Annotated in this window: 11 protein-coding genes and 2 tRNA genes; 10 read left to right on the plus strand and 3 right to left on the minus strand. The window is 65.2% G+C overall.

What is annotated here, in order from left to right; all coding sequences use genetic code 11:
* Nucleotides 1-18 precede the first annotated feature (18 nt).
* The 3 genes from ACIPY3_RS04165 to ACIPY3_RS04175 form a co-directional block, all read right to left on the minus strand.
* The gene (locus tag ACIPY3_RS04165; protein ID WP_400330404.1) at nucleotides 19-807 is read right to left on the minus strand and encodes an ABC transporter ATP-binding protein; all 789 of its coding nucleotides are present in this window, start codon (nucleotides 805-807) and stop codon (nucleotides 19-21) included.
* A gap of 110 nt (nucleotides 808-917) precedes the next feature.
* Complete coding sequence (locus tag ACIPY3_RS04170) at nucleotides 918-1,631, minus strand: response regulator (protein WP_400330407.1); 714 nt, start codon at nucleotides 1,629-1,631, stop codon at nucleotides 918-920.
* A gap of 2 nt (nucleotides 1,632-1,633) precedes the next feature.
* The gene (locus ACIPY3_RS04175; protein WP_400330410.1) at nucleotides 1,634-2,818 is read right to left on the minus strand and encodes a sensor histidine kinase; all 1,185 of its coding nucleotides are present in this window, start codon (nucleotides 2,816-2,818) and stop codon (nucleotides 1,634-1,636) included.
* 121 nt (nucleotides 2,819-2,939) lie between these two features.
* Between ACIPY3_RS04175 and ACIPY3_RS04180 the strand changes: the two genes are divergently transcribed.
* The 10 genes from ACIPY3_RS04180 to ACIPY3_RS04225 all read left to right on the plus strand — a co-directional run bounded on the left by ACIPY3_RS04180 (nucleotide 2,940) and on the right by ACIPY3_RS04225 (nucleotide 13,416).
* Nucleotides 2,940-3,992: a 3-isopropylmalate dehydrogenase gene (locus ACIPY3_RS04180; protein ID WP_400330413.1), complete on the plus strand. Its 1,053-nt coding sequence runs from the start codon at nucleotides 2,940-2,942 to the stop codon at nucleotides 3,990-3,992.
* Between the two features lie 122 nt (nucleotides 3,993-4,114).
* A complete protein-coding gene (locus tag ACIPY3_RS04185) occupies nucleotides 4,115-5,227 on the plus strand; it encodes a branched-chain amino acid aminotransferase (RefSeq protein WP_400330417.1) in 1,113 nt (370 codons plus the stop codon).
* A 283-nt stretch (nucleotides 5,228-5,510) separates the two neighbouring features.
* Nucleotides 5,511-6,323: an MBL fold metallo-hydrolase gene (locus tag ACIPY3_RS04190; protein WP_400330638.1), complete on the plus strand. Its 813-nt coding sequence runs from the start codon at nucleotides 5,511-5,513 to the stop codon at nucleotides 6,321-6,323.
* Nucleotides 6,324-6,354: 31 nt separating this feature from the next.
* On the plus strand, nucleotides 6,355-7,131 hold the full coding sequence (locus tag ACIPY3_RS04195) for a fumarylacetoacetate hydrolase family protein (protein ID WP_400330420.1): 777 nt from the start codon (nucleotides 6,355-6,357) through the stop codon (nucleotides 7,129-7,131).
* 111 nt (nucleotides 7,132-7,242) lie between these two features.
* Nucleotides 7,243-8,763: a glutamate--tRNA ligase gene (gene gltX / locus ACIPY3_RS04200; RefSeq protein ID WP_400330422.1), complete on the plus strand. Its 1,521-nt coding sequence runs from the start codon at nucleotides 7,243-7,245 to the stop codon at nucleotides 8,761-8,763.
* A gap of 13 nt (nucleotides 8,764-8,776) precedes the next feature.
* Nucleotides 8,777-9,505: an HAD family hydrolase gene (locus ACIPY3_RS04205; RefSeq protein ID WP_400330424.1), complete on the plus strand. Its 729-nt coding sequence runs from the start codon at nucleotides 8,777-8,779 to the stop codon at nucleotides 9,503-9,505.
* Nucleotides 9,506-9,642: 137 nt separating this feature from the next.
* Nucleotides 9,643-9,714: transfer RNA gene (locus tag ACIPY3_RS04210), tRNA-Gln, on the plus strand.
* A 130-nt stretch (nucleotides 9,715-9,844) separates the two neighbouring features.
* Nucleotides 9,845-9,917: transfer RNA gene (locus ACIPY3_RS04215), tRNA-Glu, on the plus strand.
* Between the two features lie 98 nt (nucleotides 9,918-10,015).
* Nucleotides 10,016-11,800, plus strand: coding sequence for a dynamin family protein (locus ACIPY3_RS04220; RefSeq protein WP_400330426.1), 1,785 nt, complete (start codon nucleotides 10,016-10,018; stop codon nucleotides 11,798-11,800).
* A complete protein-coding gene (locus tag ACIPY3_RS04225; protein ID WP_400330427.1) occupies nucleotides 11,797-13,416 on the plus strand; it encodes a GTPase in 1,620 nt (539 codons plus the stop codon). The genes ACIPY3_RS04220 and ACIPY3_RS04225 overlap by 4 nt, the downstream gene beginning before the upstream one ends.
* Nucleotides 13,417-13,422 lie beyond the last annotated feature (6 nt).

Genomic DNA, 13,422 nt, shown 5'->3' on the forward strand with positions numbered 1-13,422 from the left:
TGGCAACGCGCAGCATGCCTACGCCCCCAGCTTTCCGAGCGCTGTGAGCACGGACTCGGGGGTGGGGTCGTGGATTTCGCCCACCAAGCCGCCGTCGCTCATCAGGACCACGCGGTCTGCGTAGCTTGCGGCGACGGGATCGTGCGTCACCATGATGATGCTCTGGCCCATTTCCTGGCTGCTCCGGCGCAGGAGCGCCAGCACTTCACCACCGGCTTTGGAATCGAGGTTGCCGGTGGGTTCGTCGCCGAAGACGACGTCGGGGCGCGTCAGCAGCGCCCGTGCCACCGCAACCCTTTGCTGTTGGCCGCCGGACAACTCATGTGGGCGGTGCTTCAGCCTGTCCTTCAGCCCCAGGGTGGTGACCACGGTATCCAGCCACCCGGCGTCGGCCGTTGTTCCCGCCAGCGCAAGCGGCAAGGTGATGTTCTGTTCGGCCGTCAGCGTGGGCACCAGGTTGAACGCCTGGAAGACGAAGCCAATGCGTTCCCTCCGGAGTGCGGTCAGTTCCTTGTCACTAAGTCCCGTCAGTTCAGTGCCGCCAAGGAGGATGCGGCCACTGTCAGCAGTGTCCAATCCGGCCAGGCAGTGCATCAGGGTGGACTTGCCCGAACCGGACGGTCCCATGATCGCAGTGAACTTGCCGGCCTCGAAACGCACCGAGACGTTGTCCAGGGCCATCACCCGGGTATCGCCGCGACCGTAGCTCTTGGTCAGTGAAAGGGCCTCGACGGCGGGACGCGCGGGCTCGGCGCCGGAGGGTTGGTCTGGAAACGACGGGTGCGGTGCGGACGTGAAAGTTGTCATGCTTTCACGCTATTTCCCGCGGCTGGTTCCCGGATCAGGCCAAGGGCCCACTGTCCGAGGTGCCCGCTCATACCGTGGTCGGAGGCCGGGGAGCGCGGAACTCATCCCTGCTACATGCCGGGGGCCACCACACCGGTCTCGTAGGCGATGACCACGATCTGCACGCGGTCCCGGGCGCCGAGCTTGGCCAGGATGTGCCCCACATGTGTCTTGACCGTTGCCTCGGAAAGGAAGAGTCCTGCTGCGATCTCCGGATTGGACTGGCCCTGGGCGATCAGCAGGAACACTTCGCGCTCGCGGGCCGTCAGTGTCTCCACTGCGGCCGCGTGCCCGCTCTGTTCCGGAGTCTGCGTCCGCAGCAACGGAGCAACGTGGTCCAGCAAACGGCGGGTAGTGGAAGGCGCGATCACGGCGTCACCGCGGTACACCGTCCGGATAGCCTCCAGGAGTTCTTCGGGGGGTGCGTCCTTCAGCAGGAATCCGCTGGCGCCGGCGCGGATCGCGGCCAAGGCGTATTCGTCCAGGTCGAAGGTGGTCAGGACCACGATCTTCACGTCAGCCCGCTGTGAGCCGTTGGGCTGCGTGGCAGCCTGTTCCAGGATGCGGCGGGTAGCTTCGATGCCGTCCATTCCGGGCATGCGGACATCCATGAGGACGACGTCGGCAGCAGTGGCGCTGAGTGCCTGGATGGCCTCGATGCCATTGCCGGCTTCAGCCACCACTTCAAGGTCCGGCTGGGAGTTGATGAGCATGCCAAAGCCCGAGCGGACCAGGTGCTGGTCGTCGACGAGGGCCACCCGGATGGGCACGGTGGGTTCGGACATGGTCAGGCCTCCGAATAGGGGATGAATGCAGATACGCGGAATCCGCCGCCTTGTTCGGGGCCTGCGGACAAGGAACCATCGTAGAGCGCAATCCGTTCGCCCATGCCGCGCAGGCCGTTTCCGCCGCCTGCTGCCGGAGGATCGGCGGCTGCGCCGCGCCCGTCGTCCACCACATCCACCTGAAGGCCGCGGCCTTGCCAGGCCAGGGTGACACTCGCCTTCGCGGTGGGGCCGCCGTGCTTGATGACGTTGGTGAGGGCTTCCTGGATGGTGCGGTACGCCGTGAGTTCCGCTCCCGCCGGCATGGCCCGCCGGGGGACGCCTTGCTCTTCGAAGGCGACCTGCAGGGTGGCTGCCCTGAAGCCCAGGAGGAGTTCGTCCAGGTCGGCCAGCCGTGGCTGCGGACGGGTGGGGGAGTCGTCGTCGTTTCGCAGGACGCCGAGAAGCCTCCTCATCTCGCTGAGGGAATCGCGGCCGGTTGCCGCGATGGTGGCCAGGGCCTCCGTGGCAAGTTCCGGTTTGGCTGCCGCTGCGTACCGGGCACCATCGGCCTGGGTAATGATGACCGAGAGCGAGTGTGCCACGATGTCATGCATCTCGCGCGCTATGTGTGACCGTTCGTCCGCCGCGGCGAGTTGGCGTTCCTGTTGCTGTTCGATTTCCAGCCGCCGGGTTCGGTCTTCGAGGGCCTGGAGCTGCAGGCGGCGGACCCTGGTCAGGTCACCGAGGGTCCAGCTGACCAGTACCAGCATCCAGATGAGGACTGTGTACAAGGCGCCGATGGTGAGGCCCAGGATTCCGGACTCGGCGGAACCGGCGTACTCGCGTGTAGTGAGCATCACACCGCCCAGTATGCCCAGGAGCAGCACCGTGCGGCTTGCCCACACCGGTCCGTACGCGGCGGTGGCGTAGATGATGAGTGGCACGGCGATCTGGCCGGCCACCGGTTCGGCACCAGCCGCCCATTGGACCAAGCACACCAAAACCACGACGGCGGCAGCCGGCACAGGGCGGGTCCGTCGCCAGGCGAGGGGCAACAGGAGGCCGCAGGACAGGACGAAGAGGAAGGGCCGTCCGGCCAGCAGGTAGACCGGGCCGAAGAGCAGAAGGAGGATGATGGTTGCCGTCAGGTCAACCTTGAACCGGTTTATCCGGAACCATTCGTAAATTGCGTGCCTTCTGTCCACGCTATGACTCTATGGGGCCGTAGCGGGTGTTCACATCATGCCGTGGTCGGAGCTTTCGGTGGAATGTTCAACAAGTGAGACGATTTTGACCAGCATGTGGATTCTCCGGCTAGATGGACGTATGAGCGCATCGTCCATCAATCTCGCTGTCATCCCCGGCGACGGCATTGGCCCAGAGGTCATCGCCGAAGCCGTCAAGGTCCTGGAGAAGGCTGTAGCCGCAGAAGGCGTCACCCTGGAACAGACCCACTACAAGCTGGGTGCCCAGCACTGGCTCGAGACCGGCGAAACCCTTCCGGACGAGGTCTTGGCGGACCTGAAGACGCGCGATGCCATCCTTTTCGGCGCCGTTGGCGCAGCCCCGGGTGACACCCGGATCCCCTCGGGCATCATCGAACGCGAGATGCTCCTCAAGCTGCGTTTCAGCCTGGACCACTACGTCAACCTTCGCCCCTCCCGCCTCTACGGAACCGTCGGCAGCCCGCTGGCCAATCCCGGCAACATCGACTTCATCGTGGTGCGCGAAGGAACCGAAGGCCCCTACGTTGGCAACGGCGGCACTCTCCGCGGCGGAACCCCGCACGAGGTAGCCACCGAAGTTTCACTCAATACTGCCCATGGCGTGGAGCGCGTTGTCCGCGATGCCTTCCGCCGCGCCAGCGAGCGTCCGCGCAAGCATGTCACCTTGGTGCACAAGCACAACGTCCTGGTCTTCGCGGGCCACCTCTGGAAGCGCACCGTCGAGGCCGTGGCCACGGAATTCCCCGAGGTCACCCACGACTACCTGCACATCGATGCCGCCACGATCTTCCTGGTCACCGACCCGGCGCGCTTCGACGTCATTGTCACCGACAACCTCTTCGGTGACATCCTGACCGACCTCGCAGCTGCCGTCACCGGCGGTATCGGGCTCGCGGCATCAGGAAACATCAACATGGACCGCACCGCACCGTCCATGTTCGAACCAGTCCATGGCTCCGCCCCGGACATCGCAGGCCAGCAGAAGGCGGACCCCACTGCTGCGATCCTGTCTGCAGTGCTGTTGCTGGACCACCTTGGCTACACCTCGGCGGCCCGCAAGATCGAAGCGGCAGTTGTTGCCGACGTCGAAAGCCGCACCGGCGAACCGCGCAGCACCGCTGCGATCGGCGACGCCATTGCGGCCGCACTTTAGGCCCATTACTCAGGCGTAAGCTTGTCTTGAATTATTTACCTGCTTCCTTGGTCCATCGCTGAACCATCTCCTCTTCCAGGGGCCGTGGTTCGCACTGCCAGGTAGCTGACTGTGGAGGAAACATGACTCAGACTGCCCATGGCGTCGAATTCAGCCAGCAGCTTTCGGCCAACCCGAAGTCTGTTGAGGAGCGTGCAGCCGTCCTGGCGAACCCGGGATTTGGCGACTACTTCACCGACCACACCGCCGTCGTCGATTACAAGGTCGACGCCGAAGGCAAGGGCGGATGGCAGAATGCCCGCGTAGAGCCGTATGGTCCCATTACGCTGGACCCCTCGGCCGCGGTGCTGCACTATGGCCAGGAAATTTTCGAGGGCCTCAAGGCGTACCGCCACGCTGACGGTTCCGTCTGGACGTTCCGCCCGGAAGCCAATGCTGCCCGGCTCAACAAGTCCGCCCGTCGCCTGGCCCTTCCGGAACTGCCGGAGGAATACTTCCTGGGCGCCATCCGCGAACTGGTACAGGCCGACAAGGAATGGGTTCCCTCCGGTGACGGTGAAGCCCTGTACTTGCGTCCGTTCATGATCGCCACCGAGGCTTTCCTGGGTGTCCGTGCCGCCCGTGAAGTGTCCTTCCGCGTCATCGCTTCGCCGGCCGGGAACTACTTCGGCGGGGAACTCAAGCCGGTGTCCATCTGGATCTCCCGCGAGTACGCCCGGGCTGGCCGCGGTGGCACCGGTGCGGCCAAGTGCGGTGGCAACTATGCCGCCTCGCTCATCGCGCAGCAGGAAGCAGAGGCCAACGGCTGCAAGCAGGTACTCTTCCTGGACCACTTCAACGACGATGCCGTGGAAGAACTCGGCGGCATGAACGTCTTCTTCGTGTTCAAGGACGGCTCGCTGGCCACGCCGGCCCTGAGCGGAACCATTCTGGAAGGCGTCACCCGGTCCTCCGTGATCCAGGTGGCCAAGGACATGGGCCGCGAGGTATCCGAGCGCAAGATCACCCTGGACGAGTGGCGTGACGGCGTTGCTTCGGGCGACATCACCGAGGTCTTCGCGTGCGGTACCGCTGCCGTGATCACGCCGATCGGCGTACTGAAGGACGCCACGGAATTCATCGGCTCCGAGGACGCCAAAGCAGGCGAAACCACCATGGCCATCCGCGAGCAGCTCCTGGGCATCCAGACCGGAACGGTCGAGGACCGCCACGGCTGGCTGACCCGCCTGGTCTAGATCCCCAAAAGTACAACGGTCCAAAGCACGACGACGGTCCCCGCCTTGAGTGACAAGGCGGGGACCGTCGTCGTCCACCCTCTCTCATCGAGTCGCCTGTTTTGTGGGACGCTCTCTCATCGAGTCGCCTGTTTTGTGGGACGCTCTCTCACGCGCGCCTTTTGAGTGAGAGAGCGTCAGGCGGAAGGGGGGTATTTGGTGAGAGAGCGTCGGGCGGAAGGGGGTATTTGGTGAGAGAGCGTCGGAGGGGTGCCAAGATAGGACAGTGACTTCCGATGACGCAATGCAGCCCCAGTCCCCGGTTCAGCCCCCGTCCTCTGCTTCTGCCCAGCCGCACTTCCAGCAAAGCAGCGAGCTGACCCGGTTCCGGCTGGCCCCGAACCCCGGCCCGATGAGCCTCGACGGCACCAACTCCTACGTCATCGGCGCCCCGGGATCCGGCCATGTGGCTGTCGTCGACCCGGGGCCGGAGGATGGGCCGCACCTGGCCGCGCTGGCTTCGGCGGGTCATGTGGACGTGATCCTGATTACGCACCGCCACGCAGACCATACCGAGGCGTCGGCGCGTTTCCACGAGCTGACGGGAGCCCCCGTGCGGGCAGCCATGGTGGAGCACTGCCACGGAGGGGAGCCGCTCACGGATGGCGAGGTGATCCATGCCGGCGGGGTGGAGATCCGCGTCCTTGCCACACCCGGCCACACCTCCGATTCGGTATGCTTCCATCTCCCTGCCGATGGCCCCACCGGATCGGTCCTCACCGGCGACACCATCCTGGGCCGCGGAACCACCGTCCTGGACTATCCGGATGGGCGGCTGGGCGATTACCTGGCAAGCCTCGACCGGCTTGAAGCGCTCGGCCCGGCAACGCTCCTTCCCGCGCATGGCCCGGTGTTGCCGGCGCTCGATGAAAAGTGCCGCGAGTACCGTGACCACCGCGAGCAGCGCCTTGACCAGATCCGCGCCGCCCTGGCCCACGTTGGCCAACAAGCGACCATCGCCCAAGTCACCGACGTGGTTTACGCCGACGTCGATCCTTCTGTCCGCTGGGCGGCTGAAACGTCGGTGGCCGCGCAGTTGGATTACCTGCGCGGCTGAAAGCGCCTCGCCGGACTGTAGGCTTGAGCCCATGCGTATCGCCCGGTTTGTAGTTGATTCTGATCCCCTTTACGGCGTCGTGGACGGCGAGCCCGGCAGTGAGGAAATCACTGTCATCAACGGCGACCCGTTCTTCAATGGCGTCGAGCCAACCCACACCAAGCACAAGCTTGAGGATGTGAGGCTGCTGGCCCCGATCATCCCGCGCAGCAAGGTCATCGGGGTCGGCAGGAACTTCGCCGAGCACGCCGCGGAACTGGGCAACGAGGTGCCGCAGTACCCGCTGCTGTTCCTCAAGCCCAACACTGCGGTGATCGGCCCCAACGATCCGATCGTCCTGCCGGAGTTCTCCGAGGAGATTTCCTTCGAAGCCGAGCTGTGTGTCGTGATCGGCCGCATCTGCAAGGACGTCCCGGAAGAGCGGGCCGACGACGTGATCTTTGGCTACACCTGCGGCAACGATCTCACCGCCCGCGACGTCCAGAAGACTGACCTCCAGTGGGCACGCGCCAAGGGCTTCGACACGTCGGCTCCGCTTGGCCCCTGGATCGAAACCGAACTCGATCCCGACGACGTTGACATTCAGGCACGCCTCAACGGCGAACTGCGCCAGGATGGCAACACCACGCAGATGATCCGGGGCGTTCGCGAACTCGTCTCGATCGTTTCCCACGCCTTCACGCTGCTTCCCGGCGACGTCATCATGACCGGTACGCCGGCGGGCGTTGGCCTGGTTTCCGAGGGGGACCGCATCGAGGTGGAGATCGAAGGGTTGGGCCGCCTCTCCAACCCCGTTGTCCGCCGCTGACCAAGCCGGTCTTCCGAACGGCCCGACGACGGCGGCACTCGCCTGAGTGCCGTCGTCGGCCGCTTTCGGAGGGAAAACCGGCGGACGCCAAGCGGTAAAGTTGGAAGCACTATGACTACTGCTCCTGCGTCGAACGCTGCCTCCAGCGCCATCCCTGCCGTCAACGCCGAGACTCCGGTCCGCGTCCGTTTCTGCCCGTCGCCCACGGGTACGCCGCACGTCGGCCTGATCCGCACCGCCCTTTTCAACTGGGCCTATGCCCGCCACACCGGCGGCAAGCTGATCTTCCGCATCGAGGACACGGACGCCGCCCGCGACAGCGAGGAGAGCTACCACCAGTTGCTGGACGCCTTGAAGTGGCTGGGCATCAACTGGGACGAGGGCGTTGAGGTAGGCGGACCGCATGAGCCTTATCGCCAGTCGCAGCGCGGTGATATCTACCAGGACGTCATCGCCAAACTGAAGGCTGGTGGACACGTCTACGAGTCTTACTCCACGCCGGATGAAATCGAAGCCCGGCACAAGGCCGCAGGCCGCGACCCGAAGCTCGGCTACGACGGCTTCGACCGCCACCTGACCGTGGAGCAGCTTGCCCAGTTCAAGGCGGAGGGCCGTGAGGCAGTCCTGCGCCTGCGCATGCCGGATGAGGACATCACCTTCACGGACCTGGTCCGCGGCGACATTACGTTCAAGGCCGGCTCGGTTCCCGACTTCGCCGTGGTGCGTGCCAACGGTGCTCCGCTGTACACCCTGGTGAACCCGGTGGATGACGCCCTCATGGGCATCACGCACGTGCTCCGTGGCGAGGACCTGCTGAGCTCAACGCCCCGCCAGATCGCCCTGTACCGGGCCCTGTATGCCATCGGCGTGGCCGAGTACATGCCCGAGTTCGGCCACCTGCCGTACGTCATGGGCCAGGGCAACAAGAAGCTGTCCAAGCGCGACCCCGAGTCCAGCCTGTTCCTGCACCGCGAGCGGGGCTTCATCCCCGAGGGGCTCCTGAACTACCTGTCGCTGCTGGGCTGGTCGCTCAGCGCGGATGAGGACATCTTCACGGTGGAGCAGCTCGTCGCCAACTTTGACATCCATGATGTCCTGGGCAACCCGGCGCGCTTCGACCTCAAGAAGGCAGAAGCCATCAACGGCACCCACGTCCGCATGCTTGCGCCCGAGGTGTTTGAAGAGCGACTGGTTCCCTACCTTCGTGCAGCCGGTTTCGTGGGGGAGATCCTGACACCGCGCCAGGAAGAGATCCTCAGGGAGGCTGCTCCGCTGGTCCAGGAACGGATCGCCTTGCTCGGCGAAGCACCGGAAATGCTGGCCTTCCTGTTCAAGGCCGATGACGCGATCGACGTCGCCGAAGACGCGCGCAAGGGATTGCCGGCAAACCTTGAGGAAGTCCTGGACGCTGCCCTCGCCGCCTTGGAGCCGATCGGGGAGTGGACCGCCGAGAACATCCAGGCGGCGCTCAAGCAGGCACTGGTTGAAGACCTCGGCATCAAGCCCCGTGCGGCCTTCGGCCCTGTCCGTACCGCGATATCCGGTCGCCGCATTTCGCCTCCGCTCTTCGAATCCATGGTCATCCTTGGCAAGGACTCCTCCTTGGCCCGGGTCCGCGCTTTCCGCGGCTAGGGACGGATCCGGCATGGCGATTGCAAGCTCTTTCGGCACCATTCGCGGGGTGCTGTTCGATATCGACGACACCCTGGTGGACCTTGAATACGCCATGACCACGGCGTTGCGTGACGTCAGCGAACATCTCCTGCCCGGCCTGGACCAGGCCGGGTGGGTGAAGTTCGGACGCATTTTCACCCATGAAACAACGCACTTCTACGACCGCTACCTGGCGGGGGAACTGACCTTCAACGAGCAGAGGCTGCTCCGGGGACGCGCTGCTTTGGGTCACTTCGGGGTGGAGCTTGCCGAAGGCGAGGAATCCCAGGCGTGGGTTGCCGAATACCACCAGCGGCAGACGGCCTACGTGCGGGCATTCGACGATGTTTCCGGCGTACTGGATGCCCTGGATGCCGCCGGCGTTCCCTACGGTGCCGTAAGCAACAACGTGCACGACTACCAGCGAGCCAAGCTGAACGGTGCCGGTCTGGAGAGGATCAAGGTCCTCGTGGGGACGGACACCGTTGGCGCCGCAAAACCCGATCCCGCCATTTACCTCGAAGGGGTTCGCCTGCTGGGGACAACGCCAGGGGAGACCTTGTACGTCGGCGATAACCGCTTGCTGGACGCTGACGGAGCATGCGATGCGGGCCTGGTGGGAGTATGGCTGAACCGCACCGGGGAAGTCGTGGAGGACTTTGCCGGACGCCAGGTTGATTCCCTGTCCGGTCTGCTGCTCGAGGCGTCTGCACGGACGTAAGACCCTGTGACGCAGGTAACGCTCTTCCGATTTGTGCAGGTCAAAAGTCTCGGGTAGAGTAATTACTCGTGCTGAGGGGCACGGAGGGAAAAACCAAGGGAAAACCGCGGCGATCATCTCCGGTCCGAAAGTCACTTTGGGATATGGTGTAATTGGCAACACTACGGTTTCTGGTACCGTCATTCTAGGTTCGAGTCCTGGTATCCCAGCTCTGGAATTGAAGTAAAAATTTACTGGAATTCATGGAGAATCCGAATTGATTCGTCGATTTGGAAACAAGCTGAAAGTATGAAATACTCATTCAGCTTGATCGCCGGAAACGGTGATAGAAAAGTGCAAGGCCCCATCGTATAGCGGCCTAGTACGCCGCCCTCTCACGGCGGTAACGCGGGTTCGAATCCCGCTGGGGTCACACATGAATCCCCCGGAGCAGCGCTCCGGGGGATTTCTTTTTCCACAATGGCCCCTGCTTCCAACCTATCCCCGGCACAGGGCTGGCATGATGAAGCAGTGACCGCAGACCAGGATTCCCCACAGCCGCGGACCGGCCCTCATTCCGGAAATTCGTTTGACGGTGCGGTGCATGCCCTCGAAACCGCACGGGCCGATCTTTCCGGTACCGCCCTGCCCTTGGCGCTTCCCGAGGCCGGGGAGGGGCGCAGATGGATAGCCGAGGTCCTGGCTCAGTTGGATGACTACATCATTCCCCGTTACCGCAGCCTGGACGCTCCCCTGCTGGCAGTGGTTGGCGGGTCGACCGGTGCCGGCAAGTCGACCCTTGTGAACGCCTTGGTGGGTTATCCAGTGACGCGCGCGGGGGCGATCAGGCCCACCACGCGCCAGCCGATTCTCCTGCACAACCCCCGGGACGCCGAGTGGTTCGAAGGCACCCGCATTCTCCCCACGCTGGCCCGGATCCGCGGGAGCGTTGCCGTGGTTCCGCTCCCCGCCAACCAGGCCGGGCCCACACCGGACGCCGGCGCCCTGACCTCGCTGGTCCTCGTGGCACACCAGGATGTACCGCAGGGGATAGCCATCCTGGACGCCCCGGACGTCGATTCGGTTTCTGATGACAACCGCCGGCTGGCCGGCCAATTGCTGGCCGCAGCAGACCTTTGGATTTTTGTCACCACTGCCAACCGCTATGCCGACGCCGTTCCCTGGCGGCTGCTTCTGGATGCAGCTTCGCGGGACATCACCGTGGCTGTGGTTCTGGACCGCGTGCCGCCAGCGGCGGAGGAGGAAGTCAGGACCGATCTGCAGGCAATGCTGGAACGTCAAGGACTCGGCGAAGCACAGCTGTTTGTTGTGCGGGAGAGTGCCTTGGACGGCTTGGGCATGCTGCCCGGTGAATCGGTGGAACCCTTGCAGCGGTGGCTGGTGGCCCTGGCTGCCGACGCGGCCGGCCGTGCCGACGTCGCCAGGCGCACGCTCAACGGTGCCGTCAAAGCGGTGAGCACCCGGCTGGAGGGGATTGCCGCCGCGGCAACCGCACAGGAGGCCGCTGCGCAAGACCTCCGTGCCACGGCCAACGACGAGTATGCCGCGGCGCTCAGGAGGATCCTGGATGCCACCAAGGACGGGGCGTTACTGCGGGGCGAGGTGCTGGCACGCTGGCAGGATTTCGTGGGAACAGGCGAATTCTTCAGGACTCTGGAGCAGAACATCGGCCGGCTGCGGGACCGCGTGGGCGCCTATTTCCGCGGCGAACCTGCCCCGGCCGTCAAGGTGGAGACTGCGATCGAGTCAGGACTGCAAGCGGTGATCCTGGACGAGGCAGCCAATGCCGCGGAGAACGTGGACAGAAGGTGGCGTTCCGAGCCGGCCGGGCGGCAGCTGCTGGGCGGGGACGATCTTTCCGGCACGTCGCCCGGGTTTGATGCCGTGGCCGCCGCGGCAATACGCCAATGGCAGGAAGGCCTCATGGAGCTGATCCGCACGCAGGGCCAGGGCAAACGCACGCAGGCGCGGTGGTTGTCTTTTGGCGTGAATGGACTGGGGGCAGCGCTCATGGTGGTGGTCTTTTCCATGACGGCGGGGTTGAGTGGCCTTGAGATCGGCATAGCGGGCGGCACGGCGGTGGTGGGCCAACGCGTGCTCGAGGCTGTCTTCGGCGAAGATGCCGTGCGCCGCTTGGCCCGGCAAGCCCGCGAGGACCTGCAAGCGCACTGCCAACGGTTGCTCGATGGCGAAGAGAAGCGGTTCCTGGACCGGCTGCCGGCGGAAGGCCAGGGGGATGGCAGCAAGCTCCTCGGCCATGCCGGGGAGTTGCGCCGGCTGGCGGGCGTGGCATGAGCCGTCACTCCCAGGTCCGCTCGGCATCCAGGCTTCAGGAGCGGTTGGATTCCCTCAATACTGCCCGGGAATTGGCGGCTGGAGTCCTGGCCGATGCCCAGCTGGAGGCGGTTTACGACGTCCTGGACCGTGCTGCCTCGCGGCGCTCCCTGTCGACCGGGCATACCGTGGTTGGGTTCTTCGGTGCGACCGGCAGCGGGAAGTCCTCACTCTTCAACGCTGTCTCGGGCAGCAACCTCGCCACGGCGGCGGCACGCAGGCCCACTACGTCAGCGCCGCTGGCCGCGGTGTGGGGTGAAGAAGGCAGCGGGCCGCTCCTGGACTGGCTGGACGTGCGTGACCGGCATGCGCTGCCGGAGGTCGCGGACTTCGCTGGAGGCGAGGCCGGCCTGATCCTGCTCGACTTGCCGGACATCGACTCCACCACCGTGGAGAACCGCCAGCTGGTCGAGCGCCTCGCGGGCATGGTGGACGTCCTGGTGTGGGTACTGGATCCCCAGAAGTATGCCGATGCCGCCGTTCACCACGGCTTCCTGCGTCCCATGGCCACCCACGGTGCCGTGACCCTGGTTGTCCTTAACCAGATGGACAAACTCAACGCTGCGGATGGGAACGCCGTGGTGGATTCGCTGCGGGGAATCCTGGAGCAGGATGGCCTGGCCGGCGTGCCGGTTTTCGGCACCTCTGCTGTGACGGGCGACGGCGTCGCGGCCGTCCGCGGAGCCATCAGGAACGTCGTGGTCCAGCGGGAGGCTGCCACCCAGCGGCTCTCGGCTGACGTGGCCAGGGCGGCCTCCGGCCTCGCGGAGGTTTCCGGCGACGGGGAAGCCCACGGTGTCTCATCACAAGCGAAAGCACACTTGGTTGCAGAGCTGGCCACAGCGGCGAATGTTCCCCTGGTGGTGCACGCCGTCGAGCGGTCCTTCAAGCGGCAATCGGCACGCAGGACCGGCTGGCCCGTGACGCGGTGGCTTCTCCGGTTCCGTCCCGATCCACTGCGACGGCTGAACCTGGGCAGGGACGACGCCAAACCGGAACTGAACAGGACCTCGCTTCCACCCGCCGGGGCGCCGGGGCGGGCCCGAACGGACGCAGCCGTCAGGGCGTTCGTGGATGACGCTTCGGCGGGCGCTCCCGGACCGTGGCGGGCGGCCATTCGTGGCGTCGCCCGGGACGGGCGGGAACAGCTGCCGGATGCCTTGGACCAGGCCATTGCGGGTACGGACCTCAAGGCGTCCAGGCGCCCCCTTTGGTGGGCACTCTTCAACGCTTTCCAGTGGCTTGCCCTGCTGTTGGCCGTCGGTGGCCTTGCCTGGCTGGGCGTTGTGGCGGCCCTGGGCTATTTCCAGTTGCCCACCCCCGAGGTCCCCAGGACGGAAGGCTGGCCCTGGCCCACGCTCATGGTCGCCGGAGGAGTGTTGTTCGGAGTGGTGCTGGCCCTTGGCGGGCGGATGTTGGGGGCCGGAGCTGCCCGGGTCCGCGCCAAGGGAGCTTCCCGGCGGCTGCAGGCCGCGGTGGGGCTCGTGGCAGAAGAGCACATCGTTGAACCGGTGGAGGTGGAAATTACCCGCCTGAAGGCCTTCAATGCTGCACTGAAGGCAGCGCGTGGCGGCTGACGCCTA

The organism is Paenarthrobacter sp. NPDC089714, from assembly GCF_044748905.1.
In the GTDB taxonomy this organism is placed as follows: Bacteria; Actinomycetota; Actinomycetes; order Actinomycetales; family Micrococcaceae; genus Arthrobacter.

Coding starts and splice junctions, on each gene's coding strand:
- ACIPY3_RS04165 (WP_400330404.1), bottom strand. CDS start 807: ATGACAACTTTCACGTCCGCACCGCACCCGTCGTTTCCAGACCAACCC.
- ACIPY3_RS04170 (WP_400330407.1), bottom strand. CDS start 1,631: ATGTCCGAACCCACCGTGCCCATCCGGGTGGCCCTCGTCGACGACCAG.
- ACIPY3_RS04180 (WP_400330413.1), top strand. CDS start 2,940: ATGAGCGCATCGTCCATCAATCTCGCTGTCATCCCCGGCGACGGCATT.
- ACIPY3_RS04185 (WP_400330417.1), top strand. CDS start 4,115: ATGACTCAGACTGCCCATGGCGTCGAATTCAGCCAGCAGCTTTCGGCC.
- ACIPY3_RS04190 (WP_400330638.1), top strand. CDS start 5,511: ATGCAGCCCCAGTCCCCGGTTCAGCCCCCGTCCTCTGCTTCTGCCCAG.
- ACIPY3_RS04195 (WP_400330420.1), top strand. CDS start 6,355: ATGCGTATCGCCCGGTTTGTAGTTGATTCTGATCCCCTTTACGGCGTC.
- gltX (WP_400330422.1), top strand. CDS start 7,243: ATGACTACTGCTCCTGCGTCGAACGCTGCCTCCAGCGCCATCCCTGCC.
- ACIPY3_RS04205 (WP_400330424.1), top strand. CDS start 8,777: ATGGCGATTGCAAGCTCTTTCGGCACCATTCGCGGGGTGCTGTTCGAT.
- ACIPY3_RS04225 (WP_400330427.1), top strand. CDS start 11,797: ATGAGCCGTCACTCCCAGGTCCGCTCGGCATCCAGGCTTCAGGAGCGG.